This window comes from Laceyella putida (genome assembly GCF_042665195.1).
Lineage (GTDB): Bacteria > Bacillota > Bacilli > Thermoactinomycetales > Thermoactinomycetaceae > Laceyella > Laceyella putida.
This window is the reverse complement of the sequence record NZ_JBHTBW010000062.1, coordinates 49412-75288: the sequence shown is the minus strand read 5'-3', so window position 1 is coordinate 75288 and position 25877 is coordinate 49412. Positions and strand designations below refer to the sequence as shown.

25 protein-coding genes are annotated in these 25877 nt (G+C 48.6%); 5 read left to right on the top strand and 20 right to left on the bottom strand.

Annotation, left to right across the window (positions count from 1 at the left end; translation table 11 throughout):
- Nucleotides 1-165: 165 nt before the first annotated feature.
- From pnpS to citZ, 6 genes are all read right to left on the bottom strand, one after another.
- Nucleotides 166-1923, bottom strand: coding sequence for a two-component system histidine kinase PnpS (pnpS, locus tag ACFQNG_RS17410; protein WP_379867018.1), 1758 nt, complete (start codon nucleotides 1921-1923; stop codon nucleotides 166-168).
- On the bottom strand, nucleotides 1920-2633 hold the full coding sequence (locus ACFQNG_RS17405; RefSeq protein ID WP_379867015.1) for a response regulator: 714 nt from the start codon (nucleotides 2631-2633) through the stop codon (nucleotides 1920-1922). Before ACFQNG_RS17405 ends, pnpS begins: the two co-directional genes overlap by 4 nt.
- A 181-nt stretch (nucleotides 2634-2814) precedes the next feature.
- Nucleotides 2815-3288, bottom strand: a complete 474-nt coding sequence (locus ACFQNG_RS17400; RefSeq protein WP_379867014.1) for a hotdog family protein — start codon at nucleotides 3286-3288, stop codon at nucleotides 2815-2817.
- A 117-nt stretch (nucleotides 3289-3405) separates the two neighbouring features.
- On the bottom strand, nucleotides 3406-4344 hold the full coding sequence (gene mdh, locus ACFQNG_RS17395) for a malate dehydrogenase (RefSeq protein ID WP_379867012.1): 939 nt from the start codon (nucleotides 4342-4344) through the stop codon (nucleotides 3406-3408).
- 18 nt (nucleotides 4345-4362) lie between these two features.
- Nucleotides 4363-5661 carry an NADP-dependent isocitrate dehydrogenase gene (gene icd, locus ACFQNG_RS17390; RefSeq protein ID WP_379867010.1) on the bottom strand — a complete coding sequence of 433 codons (1299 nt, stop codon included), beginning with the start codon at nucleotides 5659-5661 and terminating at the stop codon, nucleotides 4363-4365.
- A gap of 87 nt (nucleotides 5662-5748) precedes the next feature.
- Entirely contained in the window at nucleotides 5749-6864 is a 1116-nt protein-coding gene (citZ, locus tag ACFQNG_RS17385) for a citrate synthase (protein WP_379867008.1), read from the bottom strand.
- Between the two features lie 436 nt (nucleotides 6865-7300).
- On the opposite strand from citZ, the gene ytvI reads away from it, so the two are divergent.
- Nucleotides 7301-8446, top strand: a complete 1146-nt coding sequence (gene ytvI / locus ACFQNG_RS17380) for a sporulation integral membrane protein YtvI (RefSeq protein ID WP_379867007.1) — start codon at nucleotides 7301-7303, stop codon at nucleotides 8444-8446.
- A gap of 63 nt (nucleotides 8447-8509) precedes the next feature.
- On the opposite strand, the gene ACFQNG_RS17375 is transcribed toward ytvI, so the two are convergent.
- The 12 genes from ACFQNG_RS17375 to ACFQNG_RS17320 form a co-directional block, all read right to left on the bottom strand.
- Nucleotides 8510-8902, bottom strand: coding sequence for an FxsA family protein (locus ACFQNG_RS17375; protein WP_379867006.1), 393 nt, complete (start codon nucleotides 8900-8902; stop codon nucleotides 8510-8512).
- Nucleotides 8903-8907: 5 nt separating this feature from the next.
- Nucleotides 8908-9348, bottom strand: coding sequence for an acyl-CoA thioesterase (locus tag ACFQNG_RS17370; RefSeq protein ID WP_379867004.1), 441 nt, complete (start codon nucleotides 9346-9348; stop codon nucleotides 8908-8910).
- 311 nt (nucleotides 9349-9659) lie between these two features.
- A complete protein-coding gene (gene pyk, locus ACFQNG_RS17365; RefSeq protein WP_379867003.1) occupies nucleotides 9660-11414 on the bottom strand; it encodes a pyruvate kinase in 1755 nt (584 codons plus the stop codon).
- A 27-nt stretch (nucleotides 11415-11441) separates the two neighbouring features.
- Nucleotides 11442-12401: a 6-phosphofructokinase gene (gene pfkA, locus ACFQNG_RS17360; protein WP_379867002.1), complete on the bottom strand. Its 960-nt coding sequence runs from the start codon at nucleotides 12399-12401 to the stop codon at nucleotides 11442-11444.
- A gap of 141 nt (nucleotides 12402-12542) precedes the next feature.
- Nucleotides 12543-13511, bottom strand: coding sequence for an acetyl-CoA carboxylase carboxyltransferase subunit alpha (locus ACFQNG_RS17355; protein WP_379867000.1), 969 nt, complete (start codon nucleotides 13509-13511; stop codon nucleotides 12543-12545).
- Nucleotides 13512-13526: 15 nt separating this feature from the next.
- Nucleotides 13527-14369, bottom strand: a complete 843-nt coding sequence (gene accD, locus ACFQNG_RS17350; protein WP_379866998.1) for an acetyl-CoA carboxylase, carboxyltransferase subunit beta — start codon at nucleotides 14367-14369, stop codon at nucleotides 13527-13529.
- Nucleotides 14370-14435: 66 nt separating this feature from the next.
- A complete protein-coding gene (locus ACFQNG_RS17345; RefSeq protein ID WP_379866996.1) occupies nucleotides 14436-15113 on the bottom strand; it encodes a FadR/GntR family transcriptional regulator in 678 nt (225 codons plus the stop codon).
- Between the two features lie 15 nt (nucleotides 15114-15128).
- Entirely contained in the window at nucleotides 15129-16367 is a 1239-nt protein-coding gene (ystJ, locus tag ACFQNG_RS17340; RefSeq protein ID WP_379866995.1) for an NADP-dependent malic enzyme, read from the bottom strand.
- Nucleotides 16368-16541: 174 nt separating this feature from the next.
- The gene (locus tag ACFQNG_RS17335) at nucleotides 16542-16937 is read right to left on the bottom strand and encodes a hypothetical protein (RefSeq protein WP_379866993.1); all 396 of its coding nucleotides are present in this window, start codon (nucleotides 16935-16937) and stop codon (nucleotides 16542-16544) included.
- 453 nt (nucleotides 16938-17390) lie between these two features.
- A complete protein-coding gene (locus ACFQNG_RS17330) occupies nucleotides 17391-17858 on the bottom strand; it encodes a hypothetical protein (RefSeq protein ID WP_379866992.1) in 468 nt (155 codons plus the stop codon).
- A 182-nt stretch (nucleotides 17859-18040) separates the two neighbouring features.
- Complete coding sequence (locus ACFQNG_RS17325) at nucleotides 18041-18577, bottom strand: phosphatidylglycerophosphatase A family protein (protein WP_379866990.1); 537 nt, start codon at nucleotides 18575-18577, stop codon at nucleotides 18041-18043.
- A gap of 88 nt (nucleotides 18578-18665) precedes the next feature.
- Nucleotides 18666-22109: a DNA polymerase III subunit alpha gene (locus ACFQNG_RS17320; protein WP_379866988.1), complete on the bottom strand. Its 3444-nt coding sequence runs from the start codon at nucleotides 22107-22109 to the stop codon at nucleotides 18666-18668.
- Nucleotides 22110-22273: 164 nt separating this feature from the next.
- Here ACFQNG_RS17320 and ACFQNG_RS17315 point away from each other — a divergent pair, with 164 nt between their 5' ends.
- The 4 genes from ACFQNG_RS17315 to ACFQNG_RS17300 all read left to right on the top strand — a co-directional run bounded on the left by ACFQNG_RS17315 (nucleotide 22274) and on the right by ACFQNG_RS17300 (nucleotide 23769).
- On the top strand, nucleotides 22274-22603 hold the full coding sequence (locus ACFQNG_RS17315; protein WP_379866986.1) for a YtrH family sporulation protein: 330 nt from the start codon (nucleotides 22274-22276) through the stop codon (nucleotides 22601-22603).
- The gene (locus ACFQNG_RS17310; RefSeq protein WP_379866985.1) at nucleotides 22603-23145 is read left to right on the top strand and encodes a hypothetical protein; all 543 of its coding nucleotides are present in this window, start codon (nucleotides 22603-22605) and stop codon (nucleotides 23143-23145) included. The genes ACFQNG_RS17315 and ACFQNG_RS17310 overlap by 1 nt, the downstream gene beginning before the upstream one ends.
- Before the next feature lie 49 nt (nucleotides 23146-23194).
- Nucleotides 23195-23383: a hypothetical protein gene (locus ACFQNG_RS17305; protein WP_379866983.1), complete on the top strand. Its 189-nt coding sequence runs from the start codon at nucleotides 23195-23197 to the stop codon at nucleotides 23381-23383.
- A 65-nt stretch (nucleotides 23384-23448) separates the two neighbouring features.
- Complete coding sequence (locus ACFQNG_RS17300; RefSeq protein WP_379866980.1) at nucleotides 23449-23769, top strand: YtpI family protein; 321 nt, start codon at nucleotides 23449-23451, stop codon at nucleotides 23767-23769.
- Between the two features lie 42 nt (nucleotides 23770-23811).
- Here ACFQNG_RS17300 and ACFQNG_RS17295 read toward each other — a convergent pair whose 3' ends face one another.
- The gene (locus tag ACFQNG_RS17295) at nucleotides 23812-25122 is read right to left on the bottom strand and encodes a DRTGG domain-containing protein (protein WP_379866978.1); all 1311 of its coding nucleotides are present in this window, start codon (nucleotides 25120-25122) and stop codon (nucleotides 23812-23814) included.
- A gap of 149 nt (nucleotides 25123-25271) precedes the next feature.
- Nucleotides 25272-25544, bottom strand: a complete 273-nt coding sequence (locus ACFQNG_RS17290; protein ID WP_379866976.1) for a hypothetical protein — start codon at nucleotides 25542-25544, stop codon at nucleotides 25272-25274.
- Nucleotides 25545-25877: the final 333 nt, after the last annotated feature.

Below are 25877 nucleotides of genomic sequence, written 5' to 3'. Positions count from 1 at the left end.
CGAAAACTGAACATCTCAGTCAATTACCCATTTCAAAAACCAAATCAAACCCATATTCCATAGTTTGCCCTTCCTTAAGATCTTGGGGTAGCTGTTGGTTGTTTCCCTTTTCGCTTTCCCCAAGGTTTGATGACCGAAAGGCAATAACAGGAAAAGACAGGACCACTAAGGGTTCCTGTCTTTTTTTGCGAATGGGAAGGTAAGAGTGAATGTGGTGCCTCGCCCGATTTGGCTGGCTACCTCAATCTCCCCTTGATGCGCCTCCACCAGGTGTTTCACAATCGCCAAGCCCAACCCCGTTCCGCCGGAATCGCGTGCCCGCGCCTTATCGACGCGATAAAACCGTTCAAATACACGCGGAAGGTCTTCTTTGGGAATGCCGATTCCCGTATCGGTCACTTTGCATGTCCACTCCTCGGCCTGGCGGTCCGCTTCGATGGTGATGTGACCGCCGGGCGGCGTGTAATTGCTGGCATTGGATAGCAAATTCAATAAAATTTGCCTAAAGCGGTCATGATCCACTTCCACTTCAAACGACTCGTCAATCTTGATGTGCCATTGTTGCTCTTTGGCGCGGAAGCGTTCTTCCATCGTTTTCATCACCGATTGTATCAGCTGCTCGATCCGGATCGGTTCCATCTTCAAATGGATTTGCTTGGATTCGATTTTGGACAGGTCCAAGAGTTCCCCAATCAATCGTTGCAACCGCAAGCTTTCTTCATTGATGATCTGCAAAAACTCACGGCAAGTGTCCGGATCACTCATGGCCCCGTCAAGCAACGTTTCCGAAAAGCCGCGGATGGAGGTGATCGGCGTTTTCAACTCGTGCGACACATTGGCCACAAAATCTTTCCGCAACTGTTCCAAACGGCGAATGGCGGTCATATCATGGAGGACAACAACCACACCCACGCCGTTTTTCTCGACCCACATGGGAGCCAAATTGGCTTCCAACATGCGTTCTTCAGGAAAATAGAGTTGAATCTCGTTGCGCATCCGTTCCCCCGATTCAGCGCATTCGGTAATCATCTCAGTTAAATCGTAAGGATAAGTCAATTTATTATAAGAACGCCCAATGATGTCTTGGACTGGAATGCCGAATAGCCGTTCAAAGGAGCGGTTGGCCAAACTCACTTTTCCTGTCGCGTCAATCATGATTAACCCGGATTCGAGCGATTCGATAATGCTGTTCAAACGGCGTTCGCTCTTGCGAATCGTCTCCATCTGCTTCTGCAGGCTATGGGCCATGCGGTTAATGGCTTGGCCCAGATGGGCCACTTCATCTTTTCCCGTCTGTTGCACGCGGCGATGGAATTTTTTCTGTGTAATATCAATGGCTACTTGGGCGATTTCTTCCAAAGGCCGCGTAACGCTGCTGGCGATGCGAGAGCTGAAGAAGCCAGCCAAACCGTATGCGATCAGCAACCCCAATGCGAGTGAAACCCACACTTTCTCAAGCGATTGGTTCACTTCTTGAATCCCGAGCGAAATGCGGATCGCGCCAACCACTTTCCCCTCACGTTCAACAGGGAGAGCCGCGTGCAGATAGTTGTTTCGTATCACGGTCGGATCGTTTTTCTTCATTTGCAGTGCATTTTCCACCTCGGGAAACTCCTTGAAATTCAATGTGCGGTTTCCTGTGGAGTCTCCCAATACACGCCCCCGCATATCAAATATGGTAATGTGCGCATCCAACGCTTTCCCGTAGATTTCGGCCACATGTTGAAAATCTCCCTGTTTAGGAGTCTCATCTGTCCACGCGATCGTTTCCGCCAACATCTTCCCTTCTGTCTCCAACCGGGTGGTCAGCGAATCGATATAAGAAGAGCGGAGCAATAAGGCAACAAAAATGCCCGTTCCCAAGACAGAACATCCGATCAATAGAAGAAACGACCAGGTGATGCGGGCACGTAACGATCTCATCCCCGCTTGGGCCCTTCAAACTTATAGCCGATCCCGCGAACGGTTTTGATATAGATTGGATTGCGCGAATCTGTTTCAATTTTATCCCGCAGGTGGCTCACATGGACATCAACGATGCGGGAATCGCCGATGTAATCATAATTCCATACCGCATTCAACAGCTGATCCCGCGACAACACTTTGCCACGATGATTGGCCATATAGAGAAGCAGTTCAAACTCTTTCGGTGTCAGATCGATCTCTTCGCCATTTCTTGTAATCACATAGCCTTCCGGATCGATCACCAATTCGCCGATTCGCATCAATGCGTCTTTTTCTTCTTCATGGCCCGTTCCCTTGAGGGCGTCGATTCGACGAAAAATCGCTTTGACCCTGGCCGTTAATTCGCGCGGACTGAATGGCTTGGTCATATAATCATCGGCGCCGAGCTCCAAACCCAACACTTTGTCAAATTCATCTGTTTTCGCCGTCAACATCAGAATCGGAATATGCTTCTTCTCCTGCCGCAAACGGCGGCACACTTCGAGGCCATCCACCTTGGGAAGCATCAGATCCAAAACCAACAGATCGGGAAACTCATTTTTCATCATATCTAAAGCCATTTGGCCATCATAAGCTACATCCACTTGAAAACCTTCTTTTTCCAGGTTGAATTGCACCAACTTCACAATGGAAGCTTCATCATCCACAACCAAGATTTTTCTGGCCATCTCATGCCCTCGCTTTCGATTATGCTTGCTAAAAAATTCAACTTCTATTCACAAAAAAAATCATAACACAACAAAGTTAAGAATCCGTAAAGATAAAACCGCCCCATAAAAATAGCATGAGTGTGACGGAAGAGAAAAACGGCCATTTCTCTTCTTTCACCCCATGCTGTGGAAATGCCTTCTAGAAATTATCATACGCGTCCTTAAACAACGGTTTAAGCGGCCGTGGCGGGCGCACCTCCAGCTCCCCTTCCGCCACCACTTTGGCCCCACTCATCCCTTTGGCCAAAAGCGTAATTTTCTTTTCATGATCTAGTTTGCGACAGATTTCCAAACTTAATACGACTTCTTCCTCAATAAACAAGGGATCGGGAAAATGAAAACGCATCCCCTTCACCAGACTCCCCGGACCAGGCAACTTCATCGACACGAGGGCAGAAAGCCAATTAACGAGCACATTGGGGGGCACGATCACCCGCTCAAATTCGGTTCGTTCCGCATAGGCTCCTTGTGAAAACAATGGGTTATGGTCATCTGCCAACCCCAGGTATAAAAAGACATCTCGCCATTGAACTGTTTTGGTTTCCTCAATCCGCTCTCCCAATGAGAGTGATTCATACGTTTTACCCTTGGGTTCCAATCCCTTTAAGCTCAAGCCAGCCGCCCCCTTCATGTATTGTATACGCTTTCATTTTGCTGTATTTTCCCAATCTTTCATATATGATTGTTAAATATGCCCGGGAACCGCACCCGGGCATATTCGTTGTTGCTTCTATTTTAATACATTCATCACGTTTCGTACAGAATTGGCCGACCGGTCCAGAGCCGCTTTCTCTTCTGCGGTCAAATCCAATTCAATCACTTTTTCCAAACCGTTTCCACCCAGAATGGTTGGTACGCCAAGGTAGAGGTCGGAATAGCCATATTCCCCTTCCAAGTAAGCGACAGCTGGCAAAATCCGCTTCTTGTCCTTCAAGATGGCTTCCGCCATTTGCACCAGGGAAGCAGCCGGTGCATAATAGGCGCTGCCCGTTTTCAAGAGATTGACGATCTCGCCGCCGCCTTTACGCGTACGCTCTACGATCGCGTCCAGGCGCTCCTGTGGAATCAATTTGGCCAGCGGGATGCCTCCGGCATAAGAGTAACGGATGAGCGGCACCATGTCATCTCCATGTCCACCCAACACAAAGCCGGTCACATCCTCTACGGACACGTTCAACTCTTGCGCCACAAACGTACGGAAACGCGCCGTATCCAATACGCCGGATTGTCCGATCACGCGGTTTTTCGGGAAACCGGAAGTGCGGTATGCCTCATACGCCATCGCGTCAACCGGGTTGGACAAGACCACGATGATACATTCAGGAGAATACTTCACGACTTGCTCGGTTACGGAACGAACGATTTTCGCGTTGGTATTTACCAGATCATCACGGCTCATTCCCGGTTTGCGAGGAAGGCCGGCGGTGATAATCACCACATCCGAATCCTTCGTGTCTTCATAGTTGCTGGTACCGATGATATTGGCATCAAAACCTTGCACAGGGCTTGCTTCCAGCATATCCAACGCTTTCCCTTTGGTCGGCTCTTCCGCTTGCGGGATGTCCACCAATACGACGTCACCCAGTTCTTTTTGCGCCAACATCAATGCGGTTGTGCTTCCGGTAAATCCAGCACCGATAACAGAAATTTTTCTGCGACGAATAGCCATAACGACAGCCTCCTGTTTTTATCCCATATTCTTGATTAAATGATCAGCAAACTCGGAGCATTTCACCTCGGTTGCTCCCTCCATCAAGCGAGCGAAATCATAGGTGACCGTTTTGTCCGTAATCGTTTTGCTCATCGCTTGATAAATCAAGTCAGCCGCTTCTTGCCAGCCAAGATGTTCCAGCATGAGCACGCCGGAGAGGATCACAGAACCTGGATTCACTTTGTCTAAGCCTGCATATTTGGGGGCGGTTCCATGGGTCGCTTCAAAGATCGCATGTCCTGATACATAGTTGATATTGGCCCCTGGTGCAATTCCGATGCCGCCCACTTGTGCCGCAAGCGCATCAGACACATAGTCACCGTTGAGGTTTAAGGTGGCGATCACATCATATTCAGCCGGACGGGTCAGGATTTGTTGCAAGAATGCATCCGCGATCACATCTTTGACGATGATTTTGCCTGCCGCTTCCGCAGCCGCTTGCGCTTCATTGGCGGCTTCCGTTCCCCGTTCCGCTTTAATCCGATCATATTCAGCCCAGGTGAATACTTGGTCTTTATAATCGCGTTCAGCCACTTCATAACCCCAATTTTTAAACGCGCCTTCCGTAAACTTCATGATGTTTCCTTTATGTACCAAGGTCACACTGCTGCGCTTGTGGCGAATCGCATACTCAATCGCCGCTTTTACGAGACGCTCTGTCCCTTCGCTCGAAACGGGCTTGATGCCGATACCGGAAGTTTCAGGAAAACGAATTTTTTTCACACCCATTTCTTCTTGCAAGAAACGAACCACTTTTTTTACTTCTTCTGTGCCCGCTTCCCACTCGATGCCAGCATAGATATCTTCGGAATTTTCACGGAAGATGACCATATCCACATCTTGTGGCCGTTTCACTGGAGAAGGAACTCCCTCAAAGTAACGGACTGGGCGCAAGCAGACATACAAGTCCAATTCTTGGCGCAATGCCACGTTTAACGAGCGGATTCCGCCGCCAACAGGGGTGGTGAGCGGCCCCTTAATCGCCACAAGATACTCACGCACCGCCTCAAGCGTATCCTCCGGCAACCATTCGCCAAATTGGTTGTACGCTTTCTCTCCGGCAAACACTTCAAACCAGGCGATCTCTTTCTTTCCATTATATGCTTTTTCTACTGCGGAATCGAGCACCCGTTTAGCGGCACGCCAAATATCAGGACCGATGCCATCCCCTTCGATAAACGGAATGATTGGGCGATCTGGTACATTGAGCACACCGTCCGCCACCGTGATTTTCTCACCATGGGTGGGAGGTACAAGGTTTTTGAATTGCGCCATGGAATAACACCCCTTTATATTAATCAAATGCCTCGATGGAGCAAGGGATCGGGTACAAGTTCGTCCCTTGCTCTATTGTATACGATTTCACTTTCTTTGGTCGATTGGAACATATGCTTGATGCGTTGCCCCTGTATACTCCGCACGTGGGCGGATGAGACGGTTGTTGGCATATTGCTCCAACACATGCGCGGTCCAGCCCGTAATCCGGCTCATCGCGAAAATGGGGGTAAACAGGTCTCGTGGAATACCCAGGTAAGTGTAGACGGAGGCGGAATAGAAATCGACATTCGGTTTGATGCCTTTCTTATCCACAACCAATTTTTCAATCTCAACCGACATTTCATACCATAGTTTATTCCCCGTTTGTTCAGCCAATTGACGGGACATTTCACGCAGGTGTTTGGCTCGTGGATCGCCATCTTTATATACACGGTGACCAAAGCCCATGATTTTTTCTTTATTGTCCAATTTGCTTTGAATGATCGGTTCGATCTTATCCATGGTCCCGATTGATTCCAACGTCGCCATCACTTGTTCATTGGCTCCGCCATGCAACGGCCCTTTTAATGTCCCGATGGCGGTTGTGATCGCCGAATAAATGTCCGCCAGGGTACCCGTCGTCACGCGGGCGGCAAATGTGGATGCATTCAGTTCGTGGTCCGCATGCAGAACAAGGGCTTTGTCAAACGCCTTTGCCGCCACATCGGTAGGTTCTTCCCCTTTTAACATGTAGAGGAAATTGGCCGCGAAACCGAGGCCCGCTTTCGGTGCCACTGGCTCCAGCCCCTGTCTGATGCGCGAAAAAGCGGTTACAATTGTGGGAATTTTTGCTGTTAATTTAATAGCTTTACGTTGATTTGCCTCTTGGCTGTTGTTTTCAGCTTCTTCATCATATAATGCCAAAGCAGATACCGCCGTTCTTAGAATGGACATTGGATGAATACGGTTCGCATTGATTTTCAACAATTGATGCAATTCATCTGGAATCGATGCGTTTCTATCCAGTTCGCTTTTCAGGCCTTCCAATTCCGTTTGGTTTGGCAAATGGCCATACCACAACAGATAAGCCACTTCTTCAAACGAAGCGTGATCCGCCAAATCATCAATATTATAACCCCGATAAGTGAGAACACCATCCACAATGGAACTGATCGCGGAAGTACAAGCAACAACACCTTCTAAGCCTTTTGCAACCGTCATACACTATCGCTCCTCTTCTAAATTTCTATATGAAGGGCACTTCTTTAGAAAACATTTAAAAGTTTCATAAAAACCCCAGAAGTGAATGAAGCATCATTCTGTAAAGAGCAAAAAAGGTGACTTGATTCAAGCGATAACGCTTGTTCGCATTTACACAAATTTCCTCCCACGAACTTCAAGTGACTATAAATATATTCACGTTTTAGTGCAAGATTAAACATAGTCATAATTAAATTATGAAGTGTGGTAAGTGCCCATTCTTCTTATCGTTTTTTATTTTAACACAAATTGAACAAATTCGCACATAATGTGTTTTTATTTATTTCGGGCAAAACGACACCTTTCTGAACGGAACAAACCCATCTTTTGGTTTCTCTAAAAAATGGTATAATTATTGAGAAGCTAAAGCGGATTTTGTGGATAGGAGGTTATTTCCATGCTGTCCCCTGCCTGGTTGGGGCCCATCACGCGCGCACTGATTGTCGTCGCCTCGATTGTGGCTGCCTATTTTATCTTATCATTTTCGTTTCCCCTCCTCTATCCGTTTGTGTTAGGTTGGCTGATTGCCCTGATGATCGAACCCATGGTGAAATGGCTTGAGCGACGGTTGCGCATTCCACGCTGGGCCGGCGTCACTCTCATATTATTCTTATTACTTAGCTTGCTCCTAACCTTGCTGATTTTCATCATTGCTGAAGTGGTAGTGGAACTGACCCATCTCGCCGATTTCCTTCCCACGTTCTTGAATAAGGTGGGCACTTTGTTTGTTGATTCATTCACAAAAGAAAACACCGACATCCGCCGGTTGATCGACACAGTGCAAACCTATTTGGAAAAAAACCCGGAGCACCAGCAACGCATCTCCCAAAGCATCCAAGACAATATTGGCATTATCGCGAACAAAGGAACCGAGTCCATCACCGAAATCGTTTCGGCCATTGGAACATTCCTCGGCGACTTGCCTTATTTCATCACTGTATTGGTCTTTATCACCTTGGCCGCCTTCTTCATCTCACTCGATTGGCCAAGGTTAAGCCGCAATTTGCTGGCTTGGATTCCAGACCATCTGCAAAAAACGGCCGGGCTGATCACGACTGATCTAAAAAAAGCGTTATTTGGCTTTTTCAGGGCCCAACTCACCTTAATCTCCATCACCGCCGTCATCATGTTTGCCGGCTTGGCCATCCTGCAAGTGCCGTATGCCTTTACGATGGCATTCATCATCGGATTGGTGGACCTTCTCCCTTATTTGGGCGTGGGTGCCATTCTCGTCCCTTGGATCATCTATCTCTTTCTGGTTGGAAACATCCACCTTGCCACAGGCTTAAGTATTGTCTATGCGGTCATCATCATCATCCGCCAGTTTCTGGAACCCAAGCTAGTTGCAAGCAATGTGGGCATTGACCCGCTACTTACCTTGATCGCCCTATTTGTCGGCCTGAAGCTGATCGGGATCTTCGGACTGATCGTCGGACCCGTGACGGTCGTGGTGGGACTCGCCCTCCATCGCACAAACGTGTTCCGGGATATTTGGAGATATATCATGGGAGCGCCAAAAACGAAAACGCCAACGCATCCTTAATCTTCCATCCTAAAACATACGGCCTGTCCTGAAAGACAGGCCGTATGTTTGCCATGCCACCCATTACCAACGTCGGATTCGCCAATCGCCACGGGCTAACTTCTGCTGAATCCATTTTTTCAAAAAGATCTTGACGATGGAGCGGGTATAAGGAAAAACGAGGAAAAACCCGACCACATCCGTAAAGAAGCCAGGCGTGATCAAAAAGACGGCTCCCGCCAGAATGCAAGCTCCATCCAATAACGCTTCACCTGGCAATTCCCCTCTTTGCAACTGCAATTGCGCCAACCGATAAGTCTGCCAACCTTCGCGTCTCGCCAAATAACTGCCCAGCACCCCCGTGGCAATCACCAAGAGTACAGTTGGCCAAGCCCCGATCCACTGCCCCACCGTGATCAGTCCCCACAGTTCAATGACAGGGACAATGATAATCAATCCAACAATCAACCAGAACACTGCACTCAGCCTCTTTCCACAGAGAAGATCTGATGAAGAAGTTCATAAAACTCAGGGTACACACGCTTCAAGTTCACTCTTTTCATCTCTTTATTTACCCACAAATGAACGGAGCTACCCTCACTGAGCACAATTTCCTTTTCAGGATGAACCACTTCATACCGAAACACGATTTTCCCGCCTGAGAAGTCGTCAATGGATGTGCGGACAATCACTTCGTCATCATATTTCGCCGGGTGCATATACTTACAGTGTATGTCCACAACAGGGAGCAGCAAACCTTTTTCTTCCAATTGTTGATATGTAATTCCAAAAGAACGAATCCATTCCGTTCTTCCCACTTCAAACCAAGTTAAATAATTGGCATGATAAACCACCCCCATCTGATCTGTTTCTTGATAGCGGACTCGGATTTTGGTCTCACTTACATTTGGATTGTTCGTCATTTGCTTATTTCCTCCATTTTCAAATGAATCTATGACTTTTGGCTTATTGTTGAATAAACCATTTGTTCTTTATAATAGCAATAGCTTTGTTCACACATAATACTCAGGTGAACCTCACATAATGAGAATAACTATTTAATGGATAAATATCTACAAGGAAAGGGGGATCCGAGTTATGAGTCTAAGAAAAAGGCGTAAGATACGCAGAAAATTGCGTTGGTGGATTTATCCTCGTTTAGGATTGCTTTAACTTTTAATAAACATTCATAAAGAAAAAGCAAAGCGCTGGGCTCTTCCAGCGCTTTGCTTTTTTATAGGACATTGGCTTTTCCGGAATAAATAAGACCGCGGTCGGCATTCACCGTTACTTCTTTCTCGTTGGCGAGAAGCACGCAAGCATTTTCAACTCCCACAACAACCGGAATCCCCAAGCTTACGCCAACCACCGCCGCGTGCGAGGTCAGTCCGCCCTCTTCCGAGATGACGGCAGCGGCCCGTTTGAAGGATTCAATCATCTCTTTATCCGACGCTTTGACCACGATAATGGCTCCATCCACCATGTTCTCATTAATCTCGGCTGCCGTATGCCCCACAATGACAGGACCGGTAACCACTTGTTTTCCAATGCCTTGTCCACGCGCGATGGCGCCACCAATCACATGCACCTTCATCAAGTTGGTGGTGCCCGACTTTCCTACCGGCACACCTGCTGTGATCACAACCAAGTCCCCTTGGTTGACAAATCCTTGTTCCAATGCCGACGAGATCGTCGCCGTAAACATTTCATCCGTCGTGTTGACACGGGTCCCCATGACCGGGTATACCCCCCAGACCAGCGATAATTTACGGGCCACATCTTCATTTGGCGTAATGGCGACAATCGGAGCTTGTGGGCGATACTTGGAAACCATCCGTGCCGTGAATCCCGATTCCGTGGGAGTCAGTACCGCTCTGCAGTTCAACATTTGCGCGGTATGCACGACCGCCTGGCTGAGGGATTCGGTAATGGTATACTCGATCTCTCTCATTTTCTGCTTAAACAGTTCTTTATAGCGAAGCGTCGCTTCCGTCCGCACAGCGATCCGGGCCATCGTGCTAACCGCTTCCACCGGATATTTCCCGGCCGCTGTTTCACCTGACAACATGATCGCATCTGTGCCGTCTAAGATCGCATTGGCCACATCGCTAGCTTCAGCGCGGGTTGGGCGGGGATTTCGTTGCATGGAGTCTAACATCTGCGTTGCCGTGATCACGGGTTTGCCCAGTTGATTGCATTTGCGGATCGCTTCTTTCTGCACAACGGGGACATCTTCCACAGGGATTTCTACACCCAAGTCGCCACGAGCCACCATTAAGCCATCGCTCACTTCCAAAATGGCATCCAAATTGTCAATGCCCTCTTGGTTTTCGATCTTGGAGATAATCTGGATATCAGCTCCATGCTCTTCTAAAATCTTGCGAATCTCCAACACGTCTTGCGGTTTCCGCACAAAAGAAGCCGCGATGAAATCAACCCCTTGCTCAATTCCAAAGCGGATATCAGCAGCATCTTTTTCAGTTATGCCCGGCAGGTTGATCTTCACTCCAGGAACGTTGATCCCTTTGCGGCTTTTCAACGTACCCCCATTCATAATCGTGCAAGTGATTTCCGTGCCTGCCACATTCTCCACTCGCAACCCGATCAAGCCGTCATCGATCAAAATAATCGAACCGGGGTGGACATCGTCGGCTAAACCCGCATAAGAAACGGAAATCCGACTGGCATCCCCCGCGATGGGTTCTGTCGTCAAGATGATTTGTTCACCTGCAACCAATTCAACGGAAGGCTCTTTCAGCTCACCCGTGCGGATTTCCGGCCCCTTGGTATCCAGAAGAATCGCCACCGTTTGCCCGAGTTCTTTGGCGGCTTGGCGAATGTTGACGATGCGGTTGCCGTGCTCTTCAAAAGACCCGTGCGAAAAGTTGAGGCGGGCTACATTCATGCCATTGGCGATTAACTCTTTTAATGTGGCTACATCTTCACTTGCCGGACCTATCGTGCATACGATTTTTGTTTTGCGGAGCATTCTCTTGTCATCTCCTCTTACTTCTGATTAAATGGACAAAATCTTCGCCAAATCATACAGCTCCATGCGTGGTTGGTGTTTTTGGGATAGGGCTTCATCAAAGTCGATGCCCAACACATCATTGTTGCGGATCGCCACCATCATGTCACGTTTGCCAGCCAACAACAAATCGACCGCTTTGGCGCCCATCCGGCTGGCCAACACACGGTCAAACGCAGTTGGGGAACCGCCGCGCTGCACGTGGCCCAATACCGTCACGCGCGTCTCCCAACCCGTCGATTTGGAGATTTTATCGGCAACTTCCACACCACTGCCTACACCTTCAGCCACAATGATAATACTATGTTTTTTGCCCCGTTCGGAACTGCGCTTCAAACGTTCCACAATTTCTTCAATCTGGTGTGGCGCTTCCGGTATCAAAATGGACTCAGCTCCATCCGCCAAGCCCGCCCAAAGGGCAATATCCCCCGCATCTCTGCCCATCACTTCAACAATATACGTACGTTCATGCGAAGTGGCCGTGTCACGGATTCTGTCGATGCACTCAATCACGGTGTTCACCGCCGTGTCAAATCCGATGGTGTAATCGGTTCCTGGGATATCATTATCGATTGTACCCGGAACACCAATCGTTGGGAAGCCAAGAGCCGTTAATTTTTTGGCCCCTTGGAAGCTTCCGTCTCCCCCGATAACCACCAAACCGTCGATTTTATTTTTCTTCAGTTGCTCAACCGCTTTTTTGCGGCCTTCTTCCGTTTTAAACTCCTCACAACGCGCACTGTAGAGAACCGTCCCTCCACGATGGATAATATCACCAACGGAACCCAATTCCAATTTGTGAATATCCCCCTGGATGAGTCCCGTATATCCTCGATAAACACCATACACTTCCAATCCATGGTAATAGCCGCTGCGCACAACCGCCCGCACAGCCGCATTCATCCCCGGAGCGTCCCCACCACTCGTTAAGACAGCGATCCGTTTCATCGTTTATATCACCTCAACATATAAAATATCCCATCCCATAGGGACAAAAAACGTCCATCCGGGACAAAAAGAGAAACCGTTCAGTACGGTTTCAACAAAAAGGGCAAGGCATCATACCCATCCGATCCAAAAGATCCTCGTTTAAGTGGTGACGAGTGACGTAAACTCACCTATGTTCGCATACTTTTGATAGCGATCTTCAACGAGTTCTTCTGGCGTCATCGCAGACAATTCATTTAAGTGGTCAATTAATGCTTGCTTAATATATTTTGATTGTAACACGGGATCTCTGTGAGCTCCACCTTTTGGCTCGGGAATAATTTCATCGATCACACCGAGCGCCTTCAAATCGGCGGAGGTGATCTTTAACGCTTCCGCCGCTTCTTGCGCTTTCGTGGCGTCGCGCCAGAGAATCGCCGCCGCACCTTCCGGGGAAATGACCGAGTAATAAGCATGCTCCAGCATCAACAGGCGATTTCCCACGCCAATCCCCAGAGCGCCACCGCTTCCCCCTTCACCCGTCACAATGCAGATGATGGGCACGGAAAAGCCAGCCATTTCCCGCAAATTACGGGCAATCGCTTCACTTTGCCCGCGTTCTTCCGCTTCGACCCCCGGATGGGCCCCTTGTGTATCGATAAAACAGATGATGGGCCGACCAAACTTATCCGCTTGTTGCATCAAGCGCAACGCTTTGCGATAACCTTCCGGATGGGGCAAACCAAAGTTGCGGGCCACTTTATCTTTGGTATCCGTGCCGCGTTCATGCCCGATCACCGTCACGGTCCGGCCATCCAGCTTGGCAATGCCTCCAACGATCGCAGGGTCATCTCCGTAAAGACGATCGCCATGCAGTTCCATAAAATCGGCAAAAATGGTTTTAAAGTAGTGCAAAGTAGTCGGACGACTGGCATGACGGGCGATCTGGATCTTATTCCACGTGCTGAGGTTGCCGTAAATTTCATTTTCCAAACGGACCGCCTTGGCTTCCAATGTGGCAATCTCTTCGGACAGATCGATGTCCTTTTCTTTGGTGAATTGTTCAAGCTCTTCAATCTTGGTTCGTAATTCCATCAGTGGTTTTTCAAAAGGCAAATATCCTGGCTTCATTGAAAGCTTCCTCCTTTACGCGTGAAACTCCAAGATTTTGATAAGAGTGTCACGCAGTTCCCCTCGCGGGACAACCATATCCAACTGCCCATGTTTCAAAAGAAATTCCGCCGTCTGGAAATCATCCGGTAGTTTCTGTCTAACCGTTTGTTCAATGACGCGCCGTCCCGCAAAGCCAATGAGCGCACCTGGCTCCGCAATGTTGATATCGCCGAGCGAGGCGAAACTCGCCGATACGCCACCTGTGGTCGGATTGGTCAACACGGACACGAACAAGACCTTCTCCCGGTGCATTTTCTCTAAAGCCGCACTGGTTTTGGCCATTTGCATCAACGATAACACGCCTTCTTGCATGCGCGCCCCACCCGATGCGCAAAACAAAATGAACGGGATCTTCTTCTCCGCCGCCCGCTCTGCCGCCCGGGCAATCTTCTCTCCTACGACGGAACCCATGCTGCCCATGCGGAAACGCGAATCCATCACCCCGACAATGGCCGGATAACCGCCGATCTTCCCTTCCGCTGTCACAACAGCCTCATTCAAGTTGGTCTTGGCCATGTCGGCTTTTACCTTTTTTATGTAGCCCGGGAATTCCAGCGGGTCCTTGGAGATGAGGTCTTGATCGTACTCTTCGTACTGCCCTTGATCGATTAATGATTGCAAACGTTCCGGCGCACTCATGGAAAAATGATGCCCGCACGCTTTACACACTTTTAAATTTTTCTCCAGTTCTTTGGTGATCAAAATGGTTCCACATTTGGGGCACTTTTGCATAATCCCTTCGGGGATGTCTTTCTTCACTTGCTCAGAAGGGATCGTAGCATACTTCTTCGGTTTTCTGAACAAATCACGTAACACGATAACACCTCATCTGAGTCCTTTAAATTTTTTTGACGATAATAGTATCATACCATTCTTTACAAATCAGCTGTATTTAATTAGGTCCAAGATTTCCACCAACAATGCAGTCGCTTGTGTCTGGCGCCGTTCCTTGAGCGCGGCGACCAGTTGTTCATACTTCAGCAAAAGGGAATGCCAACGCGCCTCGTTCACTTCTTGGTCCATCGGCACAACGGCATGGATAAATTGCGTGACAGGCACCCATACTCGCTTTAACAAGTAATTGTCCGCCATCTGGATGATCGTTTTGTGAAATTGTTCGATTTGCGTGCTGGGATTTTGTTTTTGCGTTACAGCATGCTTCATCTCATCCAACAGCTTTTCCAGCGATGCAAGCTCCAGCTCCCTTCCTTTGTTGAACGCCAAGCGAACCGCCCCCAATTCGAGCAGTTCCCTCATCTCAAGCAAACCCTGCCTGGACTTTTGATCCTGTAAAATAAAGCGCGCCAGAAGATCAACCATATGATGAGCATAAAAAGGTTCCAAATAAGTGCCTTCCCCTCTTCTGGTGCTGATCAAGCCCAATAACTCAAGGGATCTGAGAACTTCACGAACAGAAGAGCGGCCCGCATTCAAACGTTCGGACAACTCCCGTTCCGAAGGCAGCCGATCTCCAGGTTGCAACCCATCTTCTTCAATTATGTCATAAATTCGTTCCAAGATTACTTGAAATTTGCTGCAACTCGTTTCTGCTCTGGTCACTTCTCCTAATCACCCTTATGGTACTGTTGTTGCCGAGAGGCTGAGTGTCTTTTCATAAACCACTTGAGGATCTATCCGAATGCGCGCCTGATCGGTTTCCATCGCCACCCGCGCCACCTCCATCGCAACAACGGCGGCAACCCTTTGATCAAATGGGGATGGAATCACATAATCAGGACGCAATTCGTTTTCTTTGATTAAGCCAGCAATCGCATAAGCGGCGGCAATTTTCATCTCTTCGGTAATCGCTTTCGCCCGAACGTCCAATGCTCCACGGAAAATCCCCGGAAAAGCAAGCACGTTGTTCACTTGGTTCGGATAGTCAGACCGACCCGTCCCCACCACTTTTGCCCCGGCGCGAATCGCTTCTTCGGGCATGATTTCCGGAATGGGGTTGGCCATGGCAAAGATGATTGCGTCTTTGTTCATGGAGCGAACCATGGACGGTGTAACCGCTCCCGCTACGGATACGCCAATAAATACATCGGCCCCTTTGATCACTTCTTCCAATTCACCTTGTCGTTTCTCACGGTTCGTCGCTTCGGCAATCTTTTCTTTGATCGGGTTCATGCCAAATGGCCGCCCATCATAGATCGCCCCTTTACTATCACACATAATCACATCTTTTACTCCAAGCGATAGCAATAACTTGATAATGGCGATCCCCGCGGCACCCGCCCCACTGGCGACAACCCGGATTTCGTCCATGCGCTTGCCCACCACTTTTAACGCATTGATCAATCCGGCCAAGGTCACAATCGCCGTACCGTGCTGGTCATCATGAAAAACCGGAATGTCCAAGTCCTTTTTCAACCGTTCCTCGATGAGGAAACAATTGGGCGCGGCAATGTCCTCCAGGTTAATCCCACCGAAAGTGGGAGCCATTAACTTGACCGTTTCCACGATTTTATCGATTTCCGTAGTATCCAGGCAAATAGGAAAAGCATCCACTCCCGCAAATGCTTTAAACAACACCGCTTTGCCCTCCATCACCGGCATGGCCGCATGCGGACCGATATTGCCCAAACCCAGCACCGCCGTTCCGTCGGACACAACCGCCACGAGGTTTCCTTTCATCGTGTAATCGTAGATTTTTTCCTGATCAGCATGGATATCGCGACAGGGTTCCGCTACTCCAGGTGAATATGCAAGACTCAGATCATGCGCATCGCTTACTGGCACTTTGGAATGCACCGCCAACTTTCCTTGCATCTCCTGATGCAACTTCAGTGCTTCATTCCGTAATGTAGACAAAACATCTCGCCCCTTTTTCACTGCACTTAGTGGTCTGACCACCAGTAAATCACATTATACCAAATCTATAAACCAGAGAAAATGGACGATCAGGCGGCCCTAATAGAAAAAGGCTACTGTTTTCCCCTCCAGTAGCCTTTAAACACATTTTTTCGCCTATCTCTGGCATCTTTATTATTTTAAGGAAAGCACTTCCTTAAATCCGTTCCATTCCAATTCCACTTGCACATTTTTCTTATCAGGGTTGGCATTTTCCTGCACGACGGTTTCAACCGTGGCGGTCCCTTTGGCATCAAGCATGACTCTTTGATGATTGGTGATGTTCACGTTATCCCTGACCTTTACCAATACAGGGCCGACCACCAACGCATCCGGTCCCAGGTATTTAATCGTAACCTTTTCCGAACCCTTGGCTTCTTCATACTGATAGGCCAATGTCACTTCCCAATGCTTGCTTTTCCCTGACAGCTGTCCACTTGCCGACTTGTTCATGCAAGCGCTAACAAGCACTCCCATTATGCATAAGAGAAAAGCGGAGATTTTGTACTTTTTTCCCCATGTTAACCCCATCATCCCATTTCCCCTTACTCTTATAAAAACTATGCTGTCCATTTCCTCAGGGGGTCGCCCCACTAGGGCGTGTCTGGCAAATCAAGTTGACCATTGGGAGAAGGCGGAAAAACCTTTTCCGATGAGCGCCGAAGGACAAGTGAAGATATATTTATCAGACACGCCCTAGAAAACGGACATACATCAACATCAATTTAACATTTTTATATAACAAAAAACCAACAAGATATTGATAATAAATCCTCGATTATACTCACGTTTTCTCAACTAAACTAAAATAAATTCATTTTCTTGTCTTTTTTTCATGTTGTTTTGGTTTTTCTTGCAAGCTGACTCTCGCCAAGATGATGCCAATGCATAGAACAAAAAACAATCCTAAGAATATGAAGAGTTGATACAGAAAGTCCAACGGCCTCACCCCATCCGCAATATAAACAAAAAGGGCGTTTGCCTTTATTTTGCGTATTGAAACATGGTCACCATATGTTTATGTATATTTTGCAATTCGTTTTCCAGTTCCATATCCATCTCCAAGACAAGCCCACGCAAATAGGCCAGTACTTCGTTATGATCATTGGAGCTTAAACTGAGATCTTCCCCCATCCAAACTTGCCAACCGCCTTCTTCGTCAGGGCGCACCCATATGTCCACCGCAAAGGTGACATCAAAAAAACGCCAATGTGTATTGGATTTAACGATTTTATTCAGATAAAAAGGCATGTCCGAACGGAATCGGGCATAGATCGGCTCCAATAATTGAATGGCCTCTTCACGATCCTCGCAGAGGGTGGATCCCGTTGCCGTATCGATGAGTATTTTCCCGCTTTCCACTCCCGTGACGGTGATGTTCTCATGCGAAATGGGATCCACAATGCTTCTCTTCAAATGATGCCGAATGAGTATTTTCAGTGCACTTCTCATTCCCACTCTCTCCTTGACAATATTTTTATTTAAAATAGAAATAATAACAATATACCAAATTTTTATCACAATTATATTATAATCCTAAGTTATGAAAAAACGAACCATTTAATTCTTTTCAGTAAGAAAATATGCCCGTGCATCTCACCCCGCACGGGCATTCATAAGCATTTCACATGATTTTAAGCTTCCGGTGATTCCAACCCCTCCTGCGCCACCACTCCGTTCATGCGATCGGCGACATACCGGCGCACGTTTGGGTTTTGGTGTGCGATACGGGCGGAAGCCGCCGCCGCGATGCCTGCGACAATGTCATCTAAAAAAACGTGAATCTGTTCGCCATGATTGTTTAACTTTTTCATCAACCCGATTTTGTTTTTATCCAAGTAACCGAAACTCGTAAGACCTATTGTACCATACACATTTGTTATGCTTAAAGCGAGGATTTCATCAATTCCATAGAGGGGTTCGTCTACTTCCATGATCGTTTGAAACGGCTCCGGCAACATCTTTTTTTCGGCCAACATGTCAAGGGAAATGCCTGTGATGATGGCATGTTGCACTTCCCGTTTGCGAAGGACCGCATGCACATTTTTCACACATTCCTCCAGCGTCAATTCTTTATTATAGGGTGCTTGCAACTGATAAACAATATGGGCAATCCCTTCAATCGTCACACCTCGATCGGTTAGCAACTGGACGACGTGATCGTAAAACACGATTCTCACCTTCTTTGGAATTCAACTTGCCGCAGGGTTGTCGAACGGGAGGAGTCTTAGAAGATATGCTTCCTTTCGTTCACCTATGTCATTTTTGCACAACCCGAAAAGTGTTGGCCCCCATAATGGATTCCACTCGTTTCAAGCACTCCGTTGTCGGCGTGATGCGATACCGTTCTTCGGATAAGGCCAACACACGTTTCGTTCGTTCGTAATAAAGGTAAACAGGCGTCTCCCCGCGATGAAGCAACAGCACATCTTGTAAGCGCTTTAACGCATCTTGAGTCTCTCGATCTGCCGGGATGCGTATATAGACTTTTTGCTGGGAACGAGCGGAAGGCTGGCGTCGGGATAGAACCTTTGCGCCCGACAAATCTGACACGGCTTGGGCGATAAGCTTTATCCCTTCATCTTGCACTTGCACCGTCGCTTGAATCAGGACTGGCTTTTCCGCCTGCAAAAAAGTACGAACCGTGCGAAACACTTTCGGGAACACCACCACTTCGCATTGTCCACTGCGATCTTCAATCTTGACAAAGGCCATGGGTTCCCCTTTTTTGGTTTGAATCATTTTGACATCCGTAACCCATCCACCCACCTTCACCTGCTCTTGATCTTGGCATTCGGCTAAGGCGTGCAAACGATGGGTGGCGCGCTCTTGGATCACTGGCCCAAACTGATCCAGCGGATGACCAGATAAAAATAAGCCCAATAATTCACGTTCCCGCTCCAATTGTTCGCGCTTTGTGAACGTTTGGGCCGGTGATTTTTCCAACATCTGCGCAAAGTCAAGCTCTTCATCCACCAAGCCAAGGCTCAGTTGTTCTTTGCCCGCCCGCTTGCGAGAAGCGGATACGTTCTCCAACACTTCATCCAATAAAAACAGATTTTGAGGGCGATCGCCCGGCAAGGAATCACACGCGCCGCATTCGATCAACGATTCCAGCACACGCCGGTTGCACACGCGCAAGTCCACGCGGGTGCATAAATCGAACAAATCTTCAAAAGGCCCGTTCTGCCGCGCCTTGATCAATTCACGAATGGCCAATGTGCCGACGTTTTTAATCGCGGCAAGGCCGAATCGGATCGCCCCGTTTTCCACCGTAAAGGCTTCTTCACTCTTTTGCACATCGGGCAGACGAACCTCAATCCCCATCCGCCGTGCCTCTTCTATATACTCAGCCAGCTTGCCTTGACTCCCCATCACCGATGTCATCAATGCGGCCATAAACTCGACGGGATAATTCGCTTTCAAGAAAGCCGTTTGATAGGCCAGCACCCCGTAGGCCGCCGAATGGCTGCGGTTGAAGCCATAATCGGCGAACCGCACGATCAAATCATAAATCTGGTGTCCCGTTTGCTCGTCATATCCCTTGCCCACACAACCTTCCACAAAAGCGTTTCGTTGTTCATGCAAAAGTTCCTTCTTCTTTTTTCCAACCGCCCGTCGCAACAAGTCGGCTTGACCCAAAGAGAACCCGGCGATTTTCGCCGCGATTTGCATGATTTGCTCTTGATACACAATGATCCCATAGGTATTCGCCAAGATCCCCTCAAGATCAGGATGAGGATACGTCACTTTCTCCAATCCGTGTTTCGCGCGAATGTATCGTGGGATTTGCTCCATTGGACCCGGCCGGTACAGGGCAAGCACCGCAATAATATCTTCAAAATGCGTCGGCTTCAGTTCTTTGAGCACTTTGCGCATGCCTTGAGATTCCATTTGAAACACACCCGTGGTATCCCCTTTGGACAAAAGGGCATAGGTGGCCGGATCATCAAATTCCAACCCGTCCAATGAGAGTTCTTTACCATGCTTCTTCCGCACGAGTTCACATGTTTTCTCAATGACGGTCAAGTTGCGCAGTCCAAGGAAATCCGCTTTCAACAAGCCGATTTCCTCAAGTACCTCCATTGGGTATTGCGTCAAGGGAATCCCTTCATTGCCCGCTTGTAATGGCACATGGGCCGTCAGTGGGGAACTGGCGATGACCACTCCGGCGGCATGGGTGGAAGCATGGCGGGGCATCCCCTCGATTTTGGCCACCGTCCGCATCAACTGTGCCAGCTGGGGATCTCTCATCAACTGCTTCAACTCCGGCTCCAGTTGGAAGGCCTTGGCAAGAGTCATGCCCGGACTGCCCGGAATTATTTTCGCCGCCCGGTCCACTTCCTTATAAGGGAGTCCCATCACCCTGCCCACATCCCGCACCGCCGCCCGCGGCGCCATCGTTCCAAACGTAATAATTTGCGCCACTTGCTCATTTCCATATTTGTCCACCACATACCGGATCACTTCATCCCGCCGCTCATAATTAAAATCAATATCGATATCCGGCATGCTGATCCGCTCAGGGTTGAGAAACCGTTCAAACAACAAATTGTACCTTAATGGGTCAATATTGGTGATGCGCAGAACATAAGAGACCAAACTCCCCGCTGCCGAACCCCGTCCCGGCCCCACCGCAATCCCTTGTTCATGGGCAAAGCGGACAAAATCCCATACGACCAAAAAATAGTCATTAAAACCCATCCGATCGATGACCGACAACTCATAATCCAGCCGCTCCGTCACTTCGGGAGTCAATTCGCCATACCGTTCGAGCGCCCCCTGATAACAGAGGTCCTTCAGGTAAACGCCGGCTTCCGTTCCGCTCGGCACCGGAAACTTGGGCAGGAGACGGCCACCCAAAGGGATCTCCACCCGGCACCGTTCAGCGAGATGCACCGTATTTGCCAAGGCCTCCGGTACGTGGGCAAAACGGCGGCGCATTTCTTCCGCCGACTTCAGATAAAATTCCGCTGTGGGAAAGCGCAGCCGATCCGCATCGGCCAGTTTGCTTCCCGTTTGTATGCAAAGAAGGCAATCATGCACTTCATGATCATCCTGATGCGTGTAATGCACGTCATTTGTCGCAATCATGGGAATGCCCAGCTCTTTCGACCACGAAATCAACTGGCGGTTCACCCGTTCCTGTTCCGGAAGTTGGTGATCTTGCAATTCAAAAAAGAAGTGATCCCGGCCAAAGATGTCCAAATACTCCATGACCAACCGTTTCGCCTCCGCCAGATCCCCTTCAAGTATCGCTTGCGGAATCTCCCCCGCCAAACACGAACTCGTGGCGATCAAGCCCTCCCGATACCGGCGCAGAAGCGCTTTATCAATGCGCGGTTTATAATGAAACCCTTGTAGGTGGGCCTTCGTAGACAGGCGCATCAAATTCCTGTATCCGGCATCATTCTCCGCCAGCAGCAGCAAGTGGTAATTCTTTTGTTCCCTAAGTGGTCGCTTTTCCCGCAATTCCCCTTTCGCCATGTACATCTCACACCCGATAATGGGTTTGATGCCTGCTTCCTTGCATGCTTTATAGAAAGGCACAACGCCGTACATCGCCCCATGATCGGTGATCGCGAGCGCCTTCATGCCCTGCTGTTTGGCCATTTGCACCAATTCTTCTATTCGACTTGCCCCATCGAGCAAACTATATTCCGTATGCACATGGAGATGAACAAAATCTTCTCTCCGATCCACGCCGACCGACCTCCTTTACCCTTTTATTATAACGAAATCACGCATTGCGAACACCCTTTCCCCTCCATCTTTGTCCACATATTTCTTCTTTTCCTTTCATATCCATTAGCAAGATCAACCAACCTTTACCAAATTCCACTCCAAGATGAAGGCGGTTATGGGCTATGGGACAACAGTTTTGGACGACGACCATCCTGGATTTCCTGATTGCGCTGGGCGTTGTGTTGGGTGGGGTGATGCTGGGCGGTCTCGGGGCTTTTCTCACCGATGACTATCCCATGTTTAAAATGCTGCGCCTTGCAGAACAATTAAAGATATGGGCGATGGTCGCGGCAATCGGCGGTACCATTGACATGATCAAAAACATTGAGATCACGATCATGGGTGGCCAAATCAACCTCGCTTTGCAACAACTCAGCTTTATCATCAGCGCTTTCCTCGGGGCGCATACCGGCACGGTCCTGATTCGTTGGCTGATCCAAGGAGATTACTGATGATGATGCGCGGTGTCGTGCAGGGCCTAAAGAAAAATCGACGCGCGCTGGTGATGTTCCTCCTTGGCTTTCTGATCGGCAATGGCCTGTTCCTCCTGATTTATGGCGAGAAAATCGACGGAATGTTATCTGAGCGCAATGCGATGTATTATGCCAACAATCAAAAATACAAAGAAATCCTGAAGCTTCAAGAAGAGATCGTGCGGTTGGCCCGAAAAGGGGAACGTTACCGAGAAAACCAAGACCGCATCCAGAAGATCGTAGTCGAAGTGGACAGTGAGCAATCCGTGATTACCGATTTGGTGAAAGAGCAAATTGAAAAAAAATTGACCCCTTTTCTCGGAAAATCGATGCAATGGATCAGCAATAACCCTGATCTCATTGAAGTAATTTTAGAGAAAGAACAAATCGTTATAGATGAATCACAAAAATTAAAAGTGGAAGTACACTTGAAATATGTATCTTTTTACGACGAAACATTAAAAATATGGATTCAAACGAAAGACATCTCTAGTGATGATGTATCGAATATAGTAAAATAGTCGTATGTAATTACCACTTGACACCATTTCAGGGGAAGGGGGAACCACCATGATTATCAATCGCAAAGAAATGGCTCGTGCCAAATTGGAGAAACTGAAAAACGGGTACTCCGCCTTTGCTGAAACGAAGGAAGTTGCCGATATCATCGAGAAAGAATTGAAGAAGTTGGATATTCCGGTCCATATTGACCGCACAGAGCACGGATGTTGGTTCATCCCGCAAGAGCCCAAGGCGTAATCTTTGTATTTTGGCGCCTCCATCCTCTTGGATAGAGGCGCTTACTTTCAGGAGGTTTTGGAAGCATGCAAGCCATCGGCATCATCTTGGTTTCTGTCATTTGCGTTTCCATCTTTGGCACCTTTTTCAACAGTGTACTCTCACGCAGAAACGAAGGGATATTCAAGCGGATTTATCAAGCGCGGATGAACATGCATATGGGCCTGATGTTCTTGGCGATCGGGTCATTGCAATTCCTGATGCCAAGCGGATCGGGACTGCGCTTGTTCTTCATTTGCCTTATTCTCGCAGTGGGCCTGTTTAACCTTTATTATGGATTGAAACATCATCGTTTTTACAGCAATCAAGTGAAACAAAACAAAGAACAAACCTCCCCCGTCTCATGAAAAAAGCCGATGGACAACCTGTCCTCGGCTTTTTTCATGCGTTTAGCGCTCCATCGTGTAAGCGGTCACCAATGCTTTGGCCACCACGTGTTGGTCAATCAACATCTCCACATCCATCTTGGCTTGTTTTCTTCCGAGATCGAGGATGCGTGGATAGATCTCCACAGCGGTATCAATCTGAATTGGCTTCAGAAAGTATAAGGTGAAATTTTGAATCGCCAGATCCCCGCGCCGTTGCCGCCGCAACATCCGCATCGCCGTCTCGGTGATCAACGTCGTGCACACCCCGGTGCTGAGCCGTCCCAACGCATCCGTCATCTGCGGTGTGATACGCCCGCGGAACATGGTTTGCCCCGCTTTGTCAATCTCCTGAAAACCGCGGAAACTCAGCTCTTGAATCGTTTCCCCTATCTGTGGCTGTTTTTGCATGTATTGCAGCGATTTGATCACATCTTGCCGACTGATCACCCCGATGAGTTTGCGGTGATCATTGACGACGGGCAACAATTCAATTCCTTCCCACACCATTTCATGCGCGGCCGAGGCCAGGGAGGTTTTGGGTGTCACCATAATCGGATTTTTGGTCATCGCCCGCTCGATCGGCTCATTTGACTCATACCCCATCACATCTTTCGCCGTCACCATCCCCACCACCCGTTCATGGTCATCCACTACCGGATAGCGGCTGTGCGCCGTTTCGCGCACGAATTGGTGAAAGCGGGCGATCGTGTCGTTTTGGTGAAGATAAGTGGGCTGATGGTTTTTGGGCAGGACATCTTCCACCATCAAGATCTCTTTTTTGATCAAGCGATCATAGATGGCCCGGTTGATCATGGACGCGACGGTGAAACTGTCGTAACTGCTGGAAATCACGGGTAATTCCAACTCATTGGCTAACTTTTTCACATTGTCCGTGGCATCAAATCCTCCCGTGATCAAGACCGCCGCTCCATTTTCCAATGCGATGCGATGCACATTGTCCCGATTCCCCACAATCAGCAGGTTTCCAGGTTCTATGTATCTCATCATGGCTTCCAGTTTCATCGCCCCGATGACAAATCGGTTCAACGTCTTATGTAGTCCTGCTTTCCCCCCCAATACCGTACCGTCCACAATATTCACCACTTCGGCATATGTGAGCCGCTCGATATCCGATCGTTGCTTTTTCTCCACCCTGACTGTCCCCACGCGCTCGATCGTATGAACAAGCCCTTGCGCTTCCGCGTCTTTGATCGCTCGATATGCGGTTCCATCGCTCACGTTCAAATCCCGCGCAATTTGCCGAACAGATATTTTGTGGCCGATTTCCAGCTTTTCGATATACTGCAAGATCTGTTCGTGCTTCGTTAACAAGTACTTTCCCTTCTTTCTTCCCTATTAGTCTTCAATCATATATTACAATAATTTCCGCTCAAAACCTATCTGTTCACAAAAAACAAGCCAAAGCTTCCCATGCCGGAATGCTTTGGCTTGCACTGGATTGATACTCGCGCATGTCGCTCTTATCTCTGATAAACGGCCAGGCGCCGCTGCCGTTTCCACTGCCGTTCGGCCTCCAGCCACTGCCGTCGGCGCTCCGCTTCTTTTCTCCGCTGTTCGAGACGAATTTGCCTTATCAGGTCATTCAGGTTGGCGATCAGGAAGAATCCCATCATCACCAACCACAACGCCACAAACAGGGAAACGATCCCAGATTGGAAGTGGAGGGGCAATTTGGCCAGTCCCAAGCAAAAGCAAGCCGCCCCGCACAATATGGATAACCCGCGTTGTTGCATCATTGTCACCCCTTCTTAAGACTATCTCTATGAAAAGGGATGTTTGATCATGCGCGGAAAAGTATACCCGCCCGCCGCCGTGAAGGAATAAGTGGAAATCACGGTTCCCCACGGTTTCCGCTCCCGCTCAATCCATCTCTCTAAACATAGCCAATTCCATGTTTTTCTCTCTGATCCAGGCGTTAAGCCGTGAATCAGTCAGGATCGGCTCATCCAAGTATGCCGGATGATACATGATTTCCACCGTTTCATGCGACTCCGCGGCATCAAGGAGGTTTCTGAACAGCTCATGCGTTACCTGGTCATCTTGTCCTAGCGACTTCTAGAAAAGAA